The sequence below is a fragment of the Vibrio sp. D3 genome (assembly GCF_043995865.1).
Lineage (GTDB): Bacteria > Pseudomonadota > Gammaproteobacteria > Enterobacterales > Vibrionaceae > Vibrio > Vibrio diabolicus.
Genome location: NZ_CP171887.1, coordinates 1,418,137 through 1,434,920, shown reverse-complemented (window position 1 = coordinate 1,434,920; position 16,784 = coordinate 1,418,137). Strand labels below are relative to the sequence as shown.

Below are 16,784 nucleotides of genomic sequence, written 5' to 3'. Positions count from 1 at the left end.
TCCTGTATCTTTTACTCAAACAAAGGCAATAGTAGCCTTAACGCCTGGTTAACCTGCGCTTTCTCACTACCTTCTAAACCATGTAGCAGCGATTGCTGAACGTCCACATGCTCTAAGATCAACTTGTCAATTAAGGTTAAGCCCTTTTCGGTTAACTCAACGGTGACACTGCGTCTATCTTCTTTACTGTGTGTTCTGGTAATAAAGCCTTTCTTCTCGAGTTTATCTAATCGGTTCGTCATCGCGCCCGAAGTGAGCATCATCGAATCAATTAGCGCCGAGGGAGTAAGGCAGTATGGTGAACCTGCTCGGCGAAGTGTCGCCAACACATCAAATTCACCCATCTTAAGATCGTACTTCTTATGTAGGTCTGCGACCCGACACTCCATGTGCTTAGCAATTCGCATTAGCCGACCCATAATTGCCATCGGTTCAGTGTCGAGCTCTGCCTTCTCCTTAGCCCACTGCTCTACCACTCTATCAATTGCGTCCATGGTTTCTCTCCAAACGTCATTTAATTTTTATTTTAACATAAAGATACTTTACAAAAAGTAACCTTACCGATATCTTTACAATTAATTATCTCAACGTAAAGATATTTAACATGAACATTTTGCTTGCAATGATCCCGGCTTTTTTTTGGGGGACAACTTATGCTGTTACTCAGTTTACGCTTCCGGACTGGCCTCCCGTTTTACTTGGTGCGCTAAGAGCATTGCCTGCGGGTCTTTTGCTCCTCGCAATAAAGCCATCTTTCCCGAAAAAGAGTGAATGGAAAGTGCTGCTTGTTTTAGGAACTATCAACATCGCTTGCTTCTTTGGTCTCATTTTTGTCATGGCGTTGACGCTTCCTTCTGCGATCTCAGGTGTCGGTATGGTATCAGTGCCCGTTTTTGCGATGCTGTTTGGCTGGGCAGTCTATAAGCGCCAGCCAAGCGCAATACAGGCAATAAGTGGAGCGACTTTGATTGCTTTGGCTTGGTTCTTATTTGATCCTAGTTCTATTTCGCTCAACCCTATGGGCTTGCTGGCGATGATCTCCGCCATCATGTGTATTGTGGTAGGCAGTAGCGTAACGAAGTCACTAGGAACGAAAATGCATTGGTGGACAGTATTAACATGGCAGCTCATTTTGGGTGGTGTGATTATGTCTGTCGCAACAAGCGTGCTGGCAATAAACAATCCAGAGCCATACGTTACAGCCATTCAAAACTTATCAATGACGAACACCCTTGGGCTGCTGTGGGTGATCATTCTGAACACTGCATTAGGCTACGGCATGTATGTTTGGCTATTGCAGCGTATGTCGGTCGTTGACTTTACTTTTGGTGGTATTGCCAACCCCGTTGCTGGCATTGTGTCAGGTTTGCTGCTATTAGGTGAGACTTTCACCCCTCTCCAATACAGCTTGATGCTAGGGATGATTGTTATGTCATTGCTCCCTCAATTGATCGCTTCATTAAAAACTAAAAAAGCCGCCCTTTCTTCCTAAGTAAAATCCTAACGCCCGATGCTAAAATCGGGCGTTCATATTCTCTGTAAACTCTGTTTGAATTCTAAGACTTCAACAGGTTTTTTATGGAACAGTGAACCCAAAAAGGTTCAGCAATAAAAAAGGTGCCGAAAGACACCTTTAATAATGAATACGCCCCATTGTGCCTTGCTTTAAGTCATCGCAAGGTTGTTAATAGGCTCTGGTTTAGCGTAGACATACCCTTGAATAAGGTAAATAGAATGCTGAGCCAAATACGCGACTTGAGCCTCGCTCTCTACACCTTCTGCAATCATCTCACATTCCGCTTTCTTTGCTGCCGAGACAATAGAATCTAACACTTTCAATTTTTGGTCATCAGAGCCTATTGGATCGATGAACATCTTATCCACTTTTAAGCATCGGATACCCAGATCTTGCAAATAAGAAAAGCCGCCATACCCAGTCCCAAAATCGTCAATTTTGAACTTGTAGCCTTTATTCGCCAGATACAAAATCTCTTTTTTCGCTGCCTCTGTATCTTTTACAGGAATTCGCTCGGTCAACTCAAAATGCACTCTCTTCGGACATGGCCAATTCAGTTCTGACAGTAACTTAGTGAGTTCACCTGATTCTAAATGGGAAGAAACAATATTGATACTGACCCACACATGCTCAGGTAATACACTAAGATCTTGTATGATTTTACGAATAAGCTGATTCGTCATTGGGACAATCAGACCACTTTCTTCTGCAGCGCCAATGAACATGTTTGGCGACACCATACCCTCACGACGAGACCACCGAATCAGTGCTTCATACCCCACTGTCGCACCATCACGGCTATCGACAATCGCTTGGTAATAAGGGACAAATTCCGCATTATTAATCCCATTCTGGATCAAGCCTTTGATAGACTTTCTCAAGCTCTTACTGGACACATATACAAACGCAAAAGCCAGCCCCATAAGCACACTGACTAGGCCTCCCCATAGAAAGACTCTTTCCTGAGCATAGCTCTTCAGTTTCTCGCCACTGTGTATTTTGATGAGCATATTGGCTTGAGAATCAGCCGAGAAGAATAACTCCTTTGAAACTGCCGCTTCTTCTGCTGCAATGGCTGGTTTTCCTCGACTTATTGTTAAATCTCCAAATACAGGCTCATCATATATAAACTCGACGAACAAACAGTCTTCACAAGGCGTTTTGATCACTTCTTTAACCCAACTATTATCGAGAACCCAGATAACTTCGACATGTTCATTTTCATAAATGACCATCCACTCAACTTGATCTTGGTGTTCCGGTAAAATAAGTGATACAAAAAAGTTTTCGCCAAGCTGAAATCGTTGCGCATTGGATAAATGAGATACTTCGCGACCAATCGTGGAGCATGTTTTACCGTCATTCGTTTCCATCGCAATAAAACGGATGTAACGATTATAAAAACGTGGGTCGCGTAATGTTCTCACATCACTATTACTGCACGTGAAATCTAACTGCGAAACCTGCTTTACAATCGCCTCATCCAAATACATGGATCGTTGGTGTAAATAATCGACATAGGTGTCTATTTTAGTCTCTTTGATATAGCTGATGTAAAAATTGGCTATTGAATTAAAAGCCACAACAAAAACTGCAATGGGAACTAGGCCAAGCAAAATGGCATTTCTTGTTATCTTTGTAATCAAAGTTCCTCCTAACGTTCAGCCAAACAACTTAAATTAAAGAGTGACATGAACACTATCTCACGTTCACACACCAAAAAGTGAGGATCGAATCTCAATAAGAAGTATAGAAGCGCAAGGCTTGCCACAGAAAATGAGAGTACTGCTGCATATCCAAGATAGCAACTCTCTTGAGTGAGACTTACCGACGATAATCGCGAGAAAAGAGGGGCTTATGCTCAACATAACCAATGTATAAAACGACTTTTTTGCCATCCAATGACTCGCCACAGTCACTAGCTTTCTAATTGACCTTTGAAGGCACTAGCAACACACTGCATGATAAAATAGGAAAAGCTACTTAGAGCTTTTTACCAGCATTACAGGCTTATCGACCAGGGAGGGTCATGAAATGAAATTAGCTCAATTAAATATTGCGCTTGCTAAATACCCTTTGGATGCACCAGAAATTAAAGAGTTCGTAGACAATTTGGACTTAATTAATGGTATAGCTGAAGAAAGTGAAGGCTTTATCTGGCGTCTAAAAGACGACTCCGGCGATGCAACAAGCATTAAATTATTTGATGACCCGAACATGATTGTAAACATGTCTATTTGGGAAAGTACTGACTCACTTAAAAACTTTATGTTTCGTACCGGTCATAGAGATTTCATGCGCCGAAAAAGCGAATGGTTTCATCGTTTAGCGGAGGATAGCTATGTTCTGTGGTGGGTAGAAGACGGTTATATACCAACACCACAAGAAGCCTTGTTACGCCTTCAGCATTTGCGCGAAAACGGAGATACGCCATTTGCTTTCACATTTAAAACAAACTTTACAGAAGCAGATCTTGTGCAAAGTACGTGTATAACAAAAAATCGCGTTCAAATTTATACTGACTATAAGGTTAATTGGTGTGAATCACTGTCAGTTCTACCGACTTACTCGGAAAGGCGCGCAAGTGAACGCATAAAATGCGTTCACTAGGTTTATCATTCATAGGGTGTTCTATTTTAGAAATAAAGTTCATTCGTGTTAAATTTACGGTACCATGCACAATTGACCAAATTGTAGTTATTCATGATTATACCAACTAAAACTCCCTCTCCCCTGCCCTCTGATGTATCTTGCTCTAACTGTAAGGCTTGTTGTTGCCGTCTCGAGGTTATGATTATTTCAGATACTGGCGTACCTGAAGAGTTTATTGCACGTGACCAGTATGGAGGCGAAACCATGATGCGGCTAAATGATGGTTGGTGTGCAGCTTTAGACAGAGACACATTAATGTGTACGATTTATGAAAATAGGCCTTGGATTTGCCGCGAATTCGAAATGGGCTCCAATGAATGTTTAGATGAACGAGTTAAATTCTTGTAAAACCACTCAAATTTACACTGATGGCAATGCGGAGTATTTGTAGAAAGTGTGCAAAGGAAAAGTAAGGTGTTTAAATCTGAGTATCAACAAATTATGGATACAAAAAAGCCCACCGTTTGGTGGGCTTTTTCTAAAATTTGGTGGGTCCGGGCGAACTCGAATCGCCGACCCCTACCATGTCAAGGTAGTACTCTAACCAACTGAGCTACGGACCCAAATTTTGTGTTCCTAACCATTCAATTCAGAATGGTGCGTCCGAGTGGACTCGAACCACCGACCCCCGCCATGTCAAGGCGATACTCTAACCAGCTGAGCTACGGACGCATTTCTCTGGAACGACGAGGATATTAGCTATAAGCGAACGACGGTGCAAGCACAAATTTACCAACTTTGAACCGTTTGGCGAAAATGTAAACTCAACACGCGTTTTCAGATGATTTTATCGACAAGGACTGAGCCTGCAGGGTTTAAAAGTGTGATCTATATAACTTTTATTATCTCACTTAATTGTCGTAAGGCACTTCACTGAGCATCCAAATCTGTAAGGTTTGCGATACCTTAGGGCAAGTGCCGAACAAAATCTGATATTTAGGTTTAAATGGTTCGCCGATATAGGTTGTACGAATCAACTCTCCTGTTTTGACGTCCACTTGAGTGCTCACCCTGCCTTTGAAGTTTTGAAATATGACAAACTGCTCACTGTGGTAAACCATTTGCTCTCGGTAAAACAAGAAATGATCTTGGGGTGTCTCTGTCAATTCACACTCCAGTGGTTTCAAATTAGGTATCGCACTAACATTCGATGCGATGAACAACGCCGATAAAATCCATCCGTATCGCATATGGCTGCCCTATTCTGCACTCTTTTTCAAAGTATAGGTCTTGCCTTGAGGACAGATACAAAAAAGGCTTTGATCATCTCTAATCAAAGCCCCTTATTTCTGCAGGTTAATTATCGTGTTTAGTCGTCCGCCTCAAACACAACATTATAATTTTCGGTGTATGTACAATTCGGCTGACGGCTACAAGTAAAGAAACGTCTCCCTTTGAACTCACCTTGGCTTGCGGTTTTAATGATCATCGGACTGCCGCATTTTTTACAAAAACGCACTTCTTTATCGGGCTCAATCAAATCAATGTGTGCCGCAAGCAAACGACGTAATCGCCCAACTTGATAACTGTGCTTTATCGAAGCGCCGATTAAAGGTAGGTTTGCCGTCTTACAAACATGGATCAGTAACTTTTGTCTTTCTACCTTGCCCTTGCTTAACTCTTGCCCGTTATCCAATTCAACGATCACACGCGGCTCTAGCGTCCTAGGATCACAAATAACGTAATCAAAATAACTTCGAGATATGCGATTGTTCGCGACAAAAAACTGCTTCTTATTTTTGATTTCTTTTGGCGTAACCAAACTGGACATGTTTACTTTCGCGAATACTACGGCATGCTCCCCTACCGCCGCTCTTAACGCATTATAGAACGCACCCTCTTGACCTCTGAGCAGAGGACCTTTCGAGCGATAAGGATAATCACGCGTGTCGTCGTGCTTAATCACGTACTTTTGAATAACAAAGAAGAATAAAACCAGAAGAACAACAATGATAAAAATGTTGGTCATAAATAAAGTGCATCCAAAACAACTCGTTGCTCAAAGCGTAAATGGAAATGCTATGCAGAGCAACAAAACCTCGCAATTTTGAGGAGCCACGACGATAGCGAGAAACAGAAAATTTTGCTCCCCAATAAAAAAGAGCCAATCACACACTCTGATTGGCTCGTTTAAATTTTGTTAGTACATTATGATGCTAAGAATCAACTATTAGCGTCTGGCTGATTCTCTGGCATCGAATCAATAAAAGCAGGCAATTGATTACATGCTTGCACAACAGCGTTAATGGTTGGGTAAAGAGAAGTATCTACACCAAAGCGTTGTGCGTTATAAAATTGTGGTACCAGACAAATATCGACAATAGATGGCGAGCTTGTCAGGCTAAACTTACAATCACCATTTAGTTTACGATGCTTCTGAAGTTTCTCTTCTAATGCCGTAAAACCTTTGTGGATCCAGTGATGAATCCAAGCGACTTTGCGCTCTGGCTCGCAAGCTAACTCCCCCTCTAAATACTGTAGAACTCTTAAGTTATTCAGGGGATGAATCTCCATTGCAATATCCTGAGCCAAAGCTAGCGCTTGGTATCGAAGCGGCGTTTGCTCGGGGATCACAGTGACATCCGGATAGTGTTCTTCTAAGTATTGAATGATGGTCAGTGACTGGGTTAACTGAACCTCCCCATCCACCAGCACAGGAACCAGTTCAGAAGCGTTTAACTCATGGTACTCGTCACTGTGTTGTTCGCCACCATTGCGCACCAAGTGTACCGATTTTGAATCATACGATAACTCTTTAAGATTCAAACAAATACGCACACGATACGCCGCCGATGATCGCCAATATCCGTACAAAACCATGCTATCGCTCATATCGTCTCCCAACTGGCGCTCTTAATGCTTGAGATATTGGCTAACTTGTTGGTCAATCGAACCAAAGATGTTGTTGCCATCCGCATCGAACATTTCCAGTTTGATTGAGTCGCCAAACGACATGAAGTTAGTCGACGGTTTACCATCACGAATGGTTTCAATCATACGAACTTCCGCGATACATGAATAGCCAACGCCACCCTCCTCAATCGAAGTGCCATGTTCGGTGCCTTGCTTATTAGATACCGTGCCAGAACCAATAATCGCCCCAGCAGATAGCGGGCGCGTTTTAGTCGCATGAACAATTAAGTCTGCAAAATCAAACGTCATATCGATACCCGCATTTGGGCGACCAAACGGCTTGTGGTTGTATGTCGAGACCAATGGTAAATGCACTTTGTTTTCGTACCACGCTTCGCCTAGTTCGTCAGGTGTTACTGCCACAGGAGAAAACGCAGAAGAAGGTTTAGATTGGAAAAAACCAAACCCTTTAGCTAATTCTGCGGGAATTAGGCCACGCAGTGAGACATCATTCACCAGCATGATCAAACGAATCGACTCCTGAGCCTCTGCAACACTCGCGCCCATTGGTACGTCACCAGTTACCACAGCAACTTCACCTTCGAAATCAATACCCCATTCATCACTCGCAAACTCGATGTTGTCACAAGGTCCAATAAAGGCATCAGAGCCTCCTTGGTACATCAGCGGATCCGTCCAAAAACTCTCTGGCATTTCAGCGCCGCGAGCTTTTCGAACCAACTCAACGTGGTTTACGTAAGCACTGCCATCAGCCCACTGATAAGCGCGAGGAAGCGGCGACTCACAGTAGTGCGCTTCAAACTCTTCATACCCTGCAACTGTGCCATTGTTCAGTGCAACATATAGCTCTTCCAGTTGCGGTGCTAGCATATCCCAGTTATCAAGCGCAACCTGCATCGTCGCTGCCAAATTCATTGGGTGGAAAATTTCTGTCGCAGGTACGCAGCGCGTTAAGTCTTTACTCACGACCATCAACAAACCGTCACGAGTGCCATTTTTCTTGGTTGCTAATTTCATCCTTGCCTCTTACTTCTCTTGCCAGCTATAGACGTATTCTTTGTTTTCTACTTTTTCCAGCTCATCCGAAAACTGAAGTGCGTGACGCGTATCAATCATGACCGCGACTTCGTCGGTAAAAGTCTTCTTATGCTCTCGCCCTGCTTTGAAAGCTTTCGGGTGAGGGCCATGTGTAAATCCTGCTGGATGGAATGTCACCATGCCTGCTTCAATGTTGTCACGGCTGAAGAAATCACCTGCATGGTAGAACAAGACTTCGTCATAATCGTCATTGTTGTGATAGAACGGTACCTTGAGCGCTCCAGGATCACTTTCAATTGGACGAGGGACGAAGGTACACACCACAAATCCTGCTCCTACAAATGTAGTATGTGCAGAAGGCGGTAAGTGGTAACGATGTGACATAAGTGGACGAATATCACGCCAATTCACTTTTACCACCGCCAAATCACCATGCCAGCCAATCGCATCCAACGGGTTGAATGGGTAAGTGATAACACTGACTTTATCGTGGCGTTTCACCTGAACCTGTGTTTGATTCTCAGAATATTGAGCACGGAACTGATCGTTGATCGACGGCGTTTCCAAAACCGCTGGATCAAACACCGCGTGGTTTCCAACCATGCCTTTTTCGGGCAATGTATAAGCCGCATCGGTGTTTTCGATCATCAGAATGAACATCGGCTCGCTTGGCTCTAAACGCCAGCTCGTTGAGCGTGGGATCATGACATAATCCCCTTCGCTCACTTTCAAATGACCATAATCACAGTAGAGATCTGCCGTACCTTGGTGGATGAATAGCAGTTCGTCGCCATCCGCGTTTCTAACCAAGAAGTCCATTTTTTCATCCATACGCCAAACACGAACTTTACAATTCGCGTTGTGTAATAGATGCGGGACTGCCCATGGGGTAATATGGCTGGCTTTCTCGACTAGATTAAAATCGAACGCTCGTGGACGTAGCTCGCCCTCCCACTCAGACCATCCCGTTGGGGCATGTTGATGATGAAAGTGTGTTGCGGGGCCGAAGAAACCACTTCGACCTGCCTCACGTTCATAAATTGCCTCTTCCGGGAAGTCAGCATGCGCTTGTTTAGAGCACACTCCCTCCCGGTGAGGGAATGTGATCCATTTATGCATCGCTCAATACTCCTCGGCGAATTTGGTCTTCTTCTATCGATTCAAACAACGCTTTGAAGTTACCCTCGCCAAAGCCTTCATTGCCTTTACGTTGGATGATTTCGAAGAACACAGGGCCGATAACGGTTTGAGTAAAGATTTGTAGCAAGATGCCATCTTTCGTTGGCGCACCATCAATAAGAATCTGCAAATCACGAAGCTTGCTTACATCTTCACCATGGCCTTCAACACGCTGATCGACTTTCTCGTAATAAGTATCTGGCGTTGGCATAAAGTCCATGCCTCGCTCACGCAAGGTTTTGACCGTTTCGTAGATGTCGTCTGTGGTCAATGCGATGTGTTGAATACCTTCGCCATTGTATTCACGGATAAACTCTTCAATCTGTGATTTATCATCTGACGACTCATTGATAGGAATTCGGATTTTGCCGCAAGGTGCGGTCATCGCACGGCTGACAAGACCAGTCAGCTTACCTTCGATATCGAAATAACGAATTTCGCGGAAGTTACCAATGCGCTCATAGAAACCAGACCAGACATCCATGTTGCCTTGCTTGACGTTGTGCGTTAAGTGGTCGATTTCGTAAAGACCAACATTCGCTTTTGATAAACGCTCATCAGCATCATCATAAAAACGAAAATCGACATCATAAATGCTCTGCTTTCCATAACGATCGACAAAATAAAGCAAGCTTTCACCGATGCCATAAATAGCAGGAATGCTAAGCTCCATCGGCCCAATTTCCGTTTTATATTCTTTACCGCCATTCTCTAACGCATGCGCCAGAGCAACGGTGGCGTCTTTCACGCGAAATGCCATGCCACAAACCGACGGACCGTGAACTTTGGCGAATCCCTCAGCTTGGCTATGCGGCTGCGCATTCACAATAAAGCTAATGTCACCTTGTCGATATAACCACGCTTCTTTTGAGCGATGCTTTGCGATTTCCGCAAAACCTAACGATATAAACAGATCTTTAAGCTGTTGAATGCCTTTGTTGTCTGCAGCGGTATATTCAACAAACTCAAATCCGTCTGTTCCTAGTGGATTATATGCATCAACCATGACTTTCTCCTTGTCTCAGTAGCTTTTGTTTGGACTTATTTTTCTAACTTGGCGCAGGTCTTGAGAAATTGGAATACGTGGGGAGAAATCTTTACCTTGGCGATTTTTACGCACAATTGTAAAATATATGTTACACACAGTAGGCACATCGAACCCACTTTCGTAAACATTAAACAAACTGCTTATTTTCAATATATTAGATTGATATTTTCGGCTTTACGCCAACACACAAAATGTAAACAAGTTGTTACTTTGGCATTTTATCTTGGCAACGTAGCTCAAAAAGTAAAAGGGGATGGAAAGTCTATTGCACCCTATCTCTATCCGATTTATTCATTTGATCCTGCAAAACATCAAAAGTAATGTTTCGTGACGCTTCATACAGTTCGAAAGGCTCATCGGTCAGAATCGTGTCATGGATACTCCTTTATTGATTCACCTCAGTTTTATTCAAAAGTAACTGTGCCATAAGTGGTGCTCTGTTCCCTATCGAGCCCTAGCCACAGTGCTTCACGCTCGATCAGAAAAAGAGACATCTAATGACACACATCAATCAAGAACGCCTAGTTGAACACTTTTGCCAACTAGTACGTATCGACAGCGAATCAAAAAACGAAAAACAAATTGCAGAAACACTGGCAGAACAGCTAGGCGAGCTAGGCTTTACCGTGCACAAACTTCCAGTGCCTGAGCACATTTCTAACGGCTTTAACCTGTACGCCCGTTTAGACGGCAAAAAAGACGGCTCTATCCTAATGAGCTGTCATATGGATACGGTCACACCGGGCATTGGCATTGAGCCAATCATCGAAGACGGCGTTATCCGTTCAAAAGGCAATACGATTCTTGGTGGCGATGATAAATCTGGTATTGCTGCCATCATGGAAGCCGTTCGTTGTATTCAAGCGGAAAACCTTGAGCACAAAACGTTAGAGCTTGCTTTCACCGTGTATGAAGAAGGCGGCTTATTCGGCTCACAATACTTCGATATGTCACATGTCAATTCAACGGAAGCAATCGTGTTAGACACGGGCGGCCCTATTGGCACCATTGTGACCGCAGCCCCAGGCCAGCAAAAGATCATGGCAAAAATCAAAGGTCGACCAGCACACGCAGGGCTTGCGCCAGAAGAAGGCATCAGTGCGATCATGGTGGCGGCTGATGCTATCAACCAAATGAAGCTGCTGCGCATCGACGAAGAAACGACAGCCAACATCGGTATGGTTAACGGCGGTCAGGCCACAAACATTGTTATGCCTGAATTAAAAATCGTCGCAGAAGCACGCTCCCTGAATGGCGATAAACTAGATGCTCAGGTCAATCATATGATCTCAACATTAGAGTCTGTCTGTGAAAAACACGGTGCAGAAGTCGACATTGAATCTAGCCGAGCCTACGACGCTTTTGTTATTGAAGAAAACCACCCACACGTTAGCGCTATAAAAGCGGCGTTTGCAGAGTTGGGAATTGAGGCTTTCACAAAAGGCACTGGCGGCGGTAGCGATGCTAACAACTTTAACAAGAAAGGTCTCACAACGGTCAATCTTTCAACTGGCATGGCAAAAGTACACACGACAGAAGAGTTTATCGCGGTAAGTGATATGGTCAAAATCACTGAGTTCGTAAAACATTTCCTAGTCAGTTAACGTCGTACCTTTTGAAGAGCAGACGAACTACCCTCCCCTTTTAGCGCGCGCTTGAAGGGGATTTTTTATTTGCGCGAAACAAAGCCTACCCCGTAATGCAGACTTAGCACCAGCTCCATATCAATCCCCCAGCTCACTTTTTGATACCAAATAGCCCAACATTTGGCACCCTGTTACAACATTGTTAAAACTCGATTGTGTAGATAATTTATACAATATACATTTCTAGCATCTTTCAGGATGAAAAGAGTGAGACAAGGATGAAATTACCTAAGTTGCTTCTGTTAGCATCGATGATGAGCCCAATACTGGCAACATCAAGCTATGCCGCGCCGTATCCCGCAGGTGTGACCCTCGATGAGACACAAGAAATTACGCTAAACAATGGGGCTGAAGTTACTTCTATTGACCCAGCCAAGCAAGCCGCAGAGCCCGCTTTTAATCTCGGTCGAGACCTATTTGAAGGCCTGGTAATTCAAGATAAGCAAGGTAAAACCATTCCTGGTGTTGCTGAGTCTTGGTCAGTCAATGACAACAATACGGTTTATACCTTCCACTTACGTGATGCAAAATGGTCAAATGGCGAAACGGTCACTGCGCAAGATTTTGTCTACAGCTGGCAACGCTTACTGAATCCGAGCACTGCTTCACCGTACGCTTGGTTTGCGGCCATTCCAAATATCACAAACTCACAAGCCATTATGAAGGGCGAAGCAGAACCCGAGTCTTTGGGCGTGAAGGCGCTGGATGAAACAACGTTCCAGGTAACACTCGAAGAGCCGATTCCCTTCTTTACGAAACTATTAAGTCATCCAGTGCTTGCACCCGTTCATAAAGCGACCGTTGAAAAACATGGCAACCGTTGGACCCAGCCTGAGCATATCGTTACAAATGGGGCGTTTACTGTCTCTGAATGGAAAGTTAACGAAAAAATGGTGATGGTTAAAAACCCACATTACTGGGACGCAAGCAATGTAGTGCTGGAAAAAGTCACCTGGCTACCAATTGGTGATGCAAACGTAGTGCTAAACCGCTACCTAGCCGGTGAGATAGACCAAGCGGTTTCCATTCCTGCCGCTCAGAAGAAAAAGTTAATTCAACAACGCCCACAAGAAGTGGCAAACACCAGTGCGTCTCTTGGCTCCACATTCTATTACCTCAACACTCAACAAGGACCAACAAAAGACGTACGGGTCCGTAAAGCCCTATCATATGCCATTGACCGTCAACTGTTAACGAGTGCTATCTTGAGAAACGGTGGGGTTCCAATGTATACCCTTGTGCCACCTCAAACAGATGGTTTTAAATCTCACACTCCTGAGTTCGCAACTTGGAACCGTCATAAACGTATCGAAAAAGCGCAACAATTACTGTCAGAAGCTGGATACGATAAAAGCAATCCGCTTAAGTTAACGTTTACCGTGCCAACTTTCTCGATGGACGTAAAAATGGCAACGACCATGGCAGGTATGTGGAAAAGCCGTTTGGGTGCGCAAGTCACAATAAAACAGCTAGAACCGAAAGTGTTCTACGCACTTAAAGAGCCGACCGACATTACTCGCGGCGGCTGGACGGCCGACTACAATGAAGCCTCTACGTGGTTAGATATCTTTGTTTCTAATGGCGAGTACAACGATTCTCGTTATAACAACCCGCAATACGACGAGTTAATGGCTCGCTCAAAGACCATGAGCAATCCATCAGAACTGTATCTACAAGCAGAAAGCATGCTGATTGAAGACATGGCCATTATTCCTATTTATCGTCCGGGTAACGATCAATACCTCATCAAGCCTTACGTGGGCGGCTACGAACTGACAAACCCTGAGTCGTCGTACTACCGCAAGAATGTCTATGTAAAAGCCCACTAAAAGCATGTTTTCGGTCTGAGTCGGCAAGTTCAATGTTTACTTGCCGTTCCTCATATCTCTCGGTGGAGAAGGCAACCTGAGCTCAGACCATTTTTTATTCATAACCGTTCGAAGTGATTTCGGATGACCAAAGGATGATGGATCATGATTTGGTACATTGTTAAGCGATTAGCTATCGCTATCCCCACGCTTCTATTCATCGCACTCGTATCATTTTGGCTGATGCACATTGCACCAGGGGGGCCATTTGATATGGAACGGCCTATGCCAGAAGTGGTACGTGCGAATATCGAAGCAAAATTCCATTTGGACCAGCCCTTCCTTACTCAGTTTTGGATTTACATTGGTAATTTCATACAAGGGGATCTTGGTCCGAGCTTCGTTTATCAAGACTTCAGTGTTACACAGCTCGTCGCACAATCATGGCCTGTTTCAGCAGTATTAGGCGTACTCTCTTTTTGTATCTCCGTTCCACTTGGCATGCTACTTGGCACCATTGCGGCATTGAACCGAAATAGCCGCCTAGATTACGGCCTGATGACACTTTCGATGACTGGAGTTGTGGTTCCGGCTTTCGTGCTTGCTCCAGTTTTAGTCATGATCTTCGCTATTCAGCTCGGCTGGTTCCCTGCTGGTGGTTGGGAAGGAGGAAAGCTGGCTTTTCTTGTTCTTCCCGTGCTCAGCCTGGCGATTGGCTCCATTGCGAGTATTGCACGCGTCATGCGTGGCGCAATGATTGAAACGCTCAACCAACCATACATTCGAACGGCAAAAGCCAAAGGTTTGTCCACAACCTACATTTTATTCCATCACGCTTTGCGACCATCCCTGATTCCCGTTGTTGCGATGCTCGGCCCTGCGTTTGTGTCTGTCGTGACAGGCTCGGTAATTATCGACATTTTCTTTGGTACAGGTGGCATGGGACAACACTTTGTGTCTGGGGCTCTCAACCGCGACTACGGCCTAGTAATGGGCATTACTCTGATTGTCGCTTCACTCACTATCTTCTTTAACCTTGTGGTCGACTTGCTATATACGATTATCGACCCTCGTATACGCGTTTAGGAGTCCGGCATGTTAACGATCAAAAAACTGGATACACAAGCTCTTCAAGATCAAGTCGTCGACAATATTGAAGCCGTCGAAGGTCGTAGTCTTTGGCAGGATGCATGGACTCGATTTCGTAAAAACAGAGCCGCGATGACATCAGTGTATGTTTTGGCGTTCATTACCTTATGCATCACTTTCGGCCCCTCTCTTGCCGCTTTTGGCCATGATGAAATTGACTGGGAAGTGCTCATCGATCCATACGAGCTAGGGAAACCTTCACTGAGCAGTGGCCATTACTTTGGTACTGATGACCTCGGGCAAGATGTCTTTGCTCGCACGATGCAAGGTGGCAGGCTCTCTATTTTGGTAGGTTTTGTTGGCGCCTTAGTCGCCGTTGTTATTGGTACGATTTGGGGAAGTATTTCCGGCTATCTTGGCGGCGTTGTCGATAGCGTAATGATGCGCATTATTGAGGTGCTCGATTCGGTGCCATTTATGTTTATGGTTATCCTGTTTGTTACCCTTTTTGGCAACAACATCTACCTGATTTTTATCGTGATCGGAATGGTATCTTGGCTGGGCATTGCCCGTGTTGTACGTGGTGTCACCTTCGGTCTAAAAAAGCGAGAGTTCATCGAAGCCGCACACTCTATTGGGGTTTCTAAATTGACAATTGTCCGACGCCATGTTCTGCCTAATGTTCTTGGGATCGTGATGGTTTATTCCTCCTTAATGGTACCAGGATTCATTATGTTCGAATCGTTTTTAAGCTTCTTAGGGCTTGGTGTTCAACCACCAGACACGAGCTGGGGAATCCTAATCTCCGAAGGCGCAAAAACGATTGACGTGGCATTGTGGATGCTGCTTTTTCCCTCTCTGTTTTTAGTTGCCACCCTCTTTTGTTTTAACTTCATCGGCGATGGCTTGCGTGATGCTCTTGACCCGAAAGACCGATAAGGACAAACCCATGCTATCTATTGAAAACATGAACGTGCGCTTCGATACGCCAGATGGGCAAGTGCAAGCGGTCAGTAATCTCTCCTACTCGATTAAAGCAGGCGAAACTCTTGGGATTGTTGGGGAATCAGGTTCGGGAAAAAGCCAATCTGTTTTCGCATTAATGGGGTTAACCGCGGACAACGGCGCCGTGTCTGGAAGCGCAATGTTCCACGGTGATGATTTACTCGCGATGTCGAAAAAGCAGCTCAACCGCATCCGTGCAGAGAAAATCGGAATGATCTTTCAAGATCCGATGACGTCACTTAATCCATTCATGAAAATTGGCAAGCAGCTTTGTGAAGTTCTCATGATTCATAAAGGAATGAGCCGAAAACAAGCAAAAATTGAATCGATTCACATGTTGGATGCGGTGCGTATTCCCTCTCCCGAAACTCGGATGAATCAATACCCTCACGAATTATCTGGCGGAATGCGTCAGCGAATCATGATAGCGATGGCGTTGTTGTGTAAGCCCGAGTTGTTAATTGCAGACGAACCAACCACCGCATTAGATGTAACCGTTCAGGCTCAAATTTTGACGCTATTACGAGACTTACAACAAGAGTTCAATACGGCCATTTTACTGATCACTCACGATATGGGCGTCGTTGCCGAGATGTGTGATCGCGTATTGGTCATGTATGGTGGTCAAAAAATGGAGCAATCCGATACCGAGACATTGTTCGCTCAACCTGCGCACCCCTACACTCAAGGCTTGCTAAAGGCAATTCCTTCTATCACTGAAGATATGCCACGTTTACCAACCATCCCAGGTAACCCACCAAGTGCGTTGATTAACCATCAAGGGTGTCCGTTTAGAGAGCGGTGCGAGCATCGAGAGACGCGTTGCCAATACGAAACCCCACGGTTTTCTCCATTAAACACGAGCCAGTCCATTGCCTGTCACGTTAACGCACCCAGTGTTATCACTCCTATTCAAATAAAAGCTTAAG

At 44.6% G+C, this 16,784-nt stretch carries 15 protein-coding genes, 2 tRNA genes and 1 pseudogene; 8 read left to right on the top strand and 10 right to left on the bottom strand.

Features of this window, described 5'->3' with window-relative positions; all coding sequences use genetic code 11:
• Positions 1 to 11: 11 nt before the first annotated feature.
• Positions 12 to 494, bottom strand: a complete 483-nt coding sequence (locus tag ACHFJ9_RS14645) for a MarR family winged helix-turn-helix transcriptional regulator (protein ID WP_395357277.1) — start codon at positions 492 to 494, stop codon at positions 12 to 14.
• A gap of 110 nt (positions 495 to 604) precedes the next feature.
• Between ACHFJ9_RS14645 and ACHFJ9_RS14640 the strand changes: the two genes are divergently transcribed.
• The gene (locus ACHFJ9_RS14640) at positions 605 to 1,492 is read left to right on the top strand and encodes a DMT family transporter (protein WP_005393452.1); all 888 of its coding nucleotides are present in this window, start codon (positions 605 to 607) and stop codon (positions 1,490 to 1,492) included.
• Positions 1,493 to 1,665: 173 nt separating this feature from the next.
• Here the strand turns inward: ACHFJ9_RS14640 and ACHFJ9_RS14635 are convergent, their stop codons facing one another.
• On the bottom strand, positions 1,666 to 3,162 hold the full coding sequence (locus ACHFJ9_RS14635; RefSeq protein ID WP_395357275.1) for an EAL domain-containing protein: 1,497 nt from the start codon (positions 3,160 to 3,162) through the stop codon (positions 1,666 to 1,668).
• Positions 3,163 to 3,550: 388 nt separating this feature from the next.
• On the opposite strand from ACHFJ9_RS14635, the pseudogene ACHFJ9_RS14630 reads away from it, so the two are divergent.
• Positions 3,551 to 3,988 (top strand): annotated as a pseudogene (locus ACHFJ9_RS14630) (DUF3291 domain-containing protein); the annotation flags it as partial.
• A gap of 231 nt (positions 3,989 to 4,219) precedes the next feature.
• The gene (locus tag ACHFJ9_RS14625) at positions 4,220 to 4,516 is read left to right on the top strand and encodes a YkgJ family cysteine cluster protein (RefSeq protein WP_074191235.1); all 297 of its coding nucleotides are present in this window, start codon (positions 4,220 to 4,222) and stop codon (positions 4,514 to 4,516) included.
• A gap of 138 nt (positions 4,517 to 4,654) precedes the next feature.
• On the opposite strand, the gene ACHFJ9_RS14620 is transcribed toward ACHFJ9_RS14625, so the two are convergent.
• The 8 genes from ACHFJ9_RS14620 to hppD form a co-directional block, all read right to left on the bottom strand.
• A tRNA-Val gene (locus ACHFJ9_RS14620) sits at positions 4,655 to 4,731 on the bottom strand.
• Between the two features lie 32 nt (positions 4,732 to 4,763).
• Positions 4,764 to 4,840 (bottom strand) — tRNA-Val (locus ACHFJ9_RS14615).
• 179 nt (positions 4,841 to 5,019) lie between these two features.
• Positions 5,020 to 5,358: a hypothetical protein gene (locus ACHFJ9_RS14610; RefSeq protein WP_005377830.1), complete on the bottom strand. Its 339-nt coding sequence runs from the start codon at positions 5,356 to 5,358 to the stop codon at positions 5,020 to 5,022.
• 119 nt (positions 5,359 to 5,477) lie between these two features.
• Positions 5,478 to 6,137: a DUF2726 domain-containing protein gene (locus tag ACHFJ9_RS14605; protein ID WP_256894944.1), complete on the bottom strand. Its 660-nt coding sequence runs from the start codon at positions 6,135 to 6,137 to the stop codon at positions 5,478 to 5,480.
• 194 nt (positions 6,138 to 6,331) lie between these two features.
• Entirely contained in the window at positions 6,332 to 7,000 is a 669-nt protein-coding gene (gene maiA / locus ACHFJ9_RS14600; RefSeq protein ID WP_395357272.1) for a maleylacetoacetate isomerase, read from the bottom strand.
• Between the two features lie 21 nt (positions 7,001 to 7,021).
• Complete coding sequence (locus ACHFJ9_RS14595) at positions 7,022 to 8,059, bottom strand: fumarylacetoacetate hydrolase family protein (RefSeq protein ID WP_395357270.1); 1,038 nt, start codon at positions 8,057 to 8,059, stop codon at positions 7,022 to 7,024.
• Between the two features lie 9 nt (positions 8,060 to 8,068).
• Complete coding sequence (locus ACHFJ9_RS14590) at positions 8,069 to 9,199, bottom strand: homogentisate 1,2-dioxygenase (RefSeq protein WP_005388948.1); 1,131 nt, start codon at positions 9,197 to 9,199, stop codon at positions 8,069 to 8,071.
• The gene (gene hppD / locus ACHFJ9_RS14585; protein ID WP_005377835.1) at positions 9,192 to 10,265 is read right to left on the bottom strand and encodes a 4-hydroxyphenylpyruvate dioxygenase; all 1,074 of its coding nucleotides are present in this window, start codon (positions 10,263 to 10,265) and stop codon (positions 9,192 to 9,194) included. Before hppD ends, ACHFJ9_RS14590 begins: the two co-directional genes overlap by 8 nt.
• A 539-nt stretch (positions 10,266 to 10,804) precedes the next feature.
• Between hppD and ACHFJ9_RS14580 the strand changes: the two genes are divergently transcribed.
• The 5 genes from ACHFJ9_RS14580 to ACHFJ9_RS14560 all read left to right on the top strand — a co-directional run bounded on the left by ACHFJ9_RS14580 (position 10,805) and on the right by ACHFJ9_RS14560 (position 16,783).
• The gene (locus ACHFJ9_RS14580; protein ID WP_170891377.1) at positions 10,805 to 11,911 is read left to right on the top strand and encodes a M20/M25/M40 family metallo-hydrolase; all 1,107 of its coding nucleotides are present in this window, start codon (positions 10,805 to 10,807) and stop codon (positions 11,909 to 11,911) included.
• A 260-nt stretch (positions 11,912 to 12,171) separates the two neighbouring features.
• Complete coding sequence (locus tag ACHFJ9_RS14575) at positions 12,172 to 13,782, top strand: peptide ABC transporter substrate-binding protein (RefSeq protein WP_395357267.1); 1,611 nt, start codon at positions 12,172 to 12,174, stop codon at positions 13,780 to 13,782.
• Positions 13,783 to 13,926: 144 nt separating this feature from the next.
• Positions 13,927 to 14,847: an oligopeptide ABC transporter permease OppB gene (gene oppB, locus ACHFJ9_RS14570; protein ID WP_005377838.1), complete on the top strand. Its 921-nt coding sequence runs from the start codon at positions 13,927 to 13,929 to the stop codon at positions 14,845 to 14,847.
• A gap of 9 nt (positions 14,848 to 14,856) precedes the next feature.
• Positions 14,857 to 15,789 (top strand): ABC transporter permease subunit, encoded by a 933-nt coding sequence (locus ACHFJ9_RS14565; RefSeq protein ID WP_005377839.1) that lies wholly within the window; start codon positions 14,857 to 14,859, stop codon positions 15,787 to 15,789.
• Between the two features lie 10 nt (positions 15,790 to 15,799).
• Positions 15,800 to 16,783, top strand: a complete 984-nt coding sequence (locus tag ACHFJ9_RS14560) for an ABC transporter ATP-binding protein (RefSeq protein WP_109168417.1) — start codon at positions 15,800 to 15,802, stop codon at positions 16,781 to 16,783.
• Position 16,784 lies beyond the last annotated feature (1 nt).

Bases quoted from the DNA above. Each gene is read 5' to 3' on its own strand.
- ACHFJ9_RS14645 (WP_395357277.1), bottom strand. From the start codon at position 494: ATGGACGCAATTGATAGAGTGGTAGAGCAGTGGGCTAAGGAGAAGGCA.
- ACHFJ9_RS14640 (WP_005393452.1), top strand. From the start codon at position 605: ATGAACATTTTGCTTGCAATGATCCCGGCTTTTTTTTGGGGGACAACT.
- ACHFJ9_RS14625 (WP_074191235.1), top strand. From the start codon at position 4,220: ATGATTATACCAACTAAAACTCCCTCTCCCCTGCCCTCTGATGTATCT.
- ACHFJ9_RS14610 (WP_005377830.1), bottom strand. From the start codon at position 5,358: ATGCGATACGGATGGATTTTATCGGCGTTGTTCATCGCATCGAATGTT.
- ACHFJ9_RS14605 (WP_256894944.1), bottom strand. From the start codon at position 6,137: ATGACCAACATTTTTATCATTGTTGTTCTTCTGGTTTTATTCTTCTTT.
- maiA (WP_395357272.1), bottom strand. From the start codon at position 7,000: ATGAGCGATAGCATGGTTTTGTACGGATATTGGCGATCATCGGCGGCG.
- ACHFJ9_RS14595 (WP_395357270.1), bottom strand. From the start codon at position 8,059: ATGAAATTAGCAACCAAGAAAAATGGCACTCGTGACGGTTTGTTGATG.
- ACHFJ9_RS14590 (WP_005388948.1), bottom strand. From the start codon at position 9,199: ATGCATAAATGGATCACATTCCCTCACCGGGAGGGAGTGTGCTCTAAA.
- hppD (WP_005377835.1), bottom strand. From the start codon at position 10,265: ATGGTTGATGCATATAATCCACTAGGAACAGACGGATTTGAGTTTGTT.
- ACHFJ9_RS14580 (WP_170891377.1), top strand. From the start codon at position 10,805: ATGACACACATCAATCAAGAACGCCTAGTTGAACACTTTTGCCAACTA.
- ACHFJ9_RS14575 (WP_395357267.1), top strand. From the start codon at position 12,172: ATGAAATTACCTAAGTTGCTTCTGTTAGCATCGATGATGAGCCCAATA.
- oppB (WP_005377838.1), top strand. From the start codon at position 13,927: ATGATTTGGTACATTGTTAAGCGATTAGCTATCGCTATCCCCACGCTT.
- ACHFJ9_RS14565 (WP_005377839.1), top strand. From the start codon at position 14,857: ATGTTAACGATCAAAAAACTGGATACACAAGCTCTTCAAGATCAAGTC.
- ACHFJ9_RS14560 (WP_109168417.1), top strand. From the start codon at position 15,800: ATGCTATCTATTGAAAACATGAACGTGCGCTTCGATACGCCAGATGGG.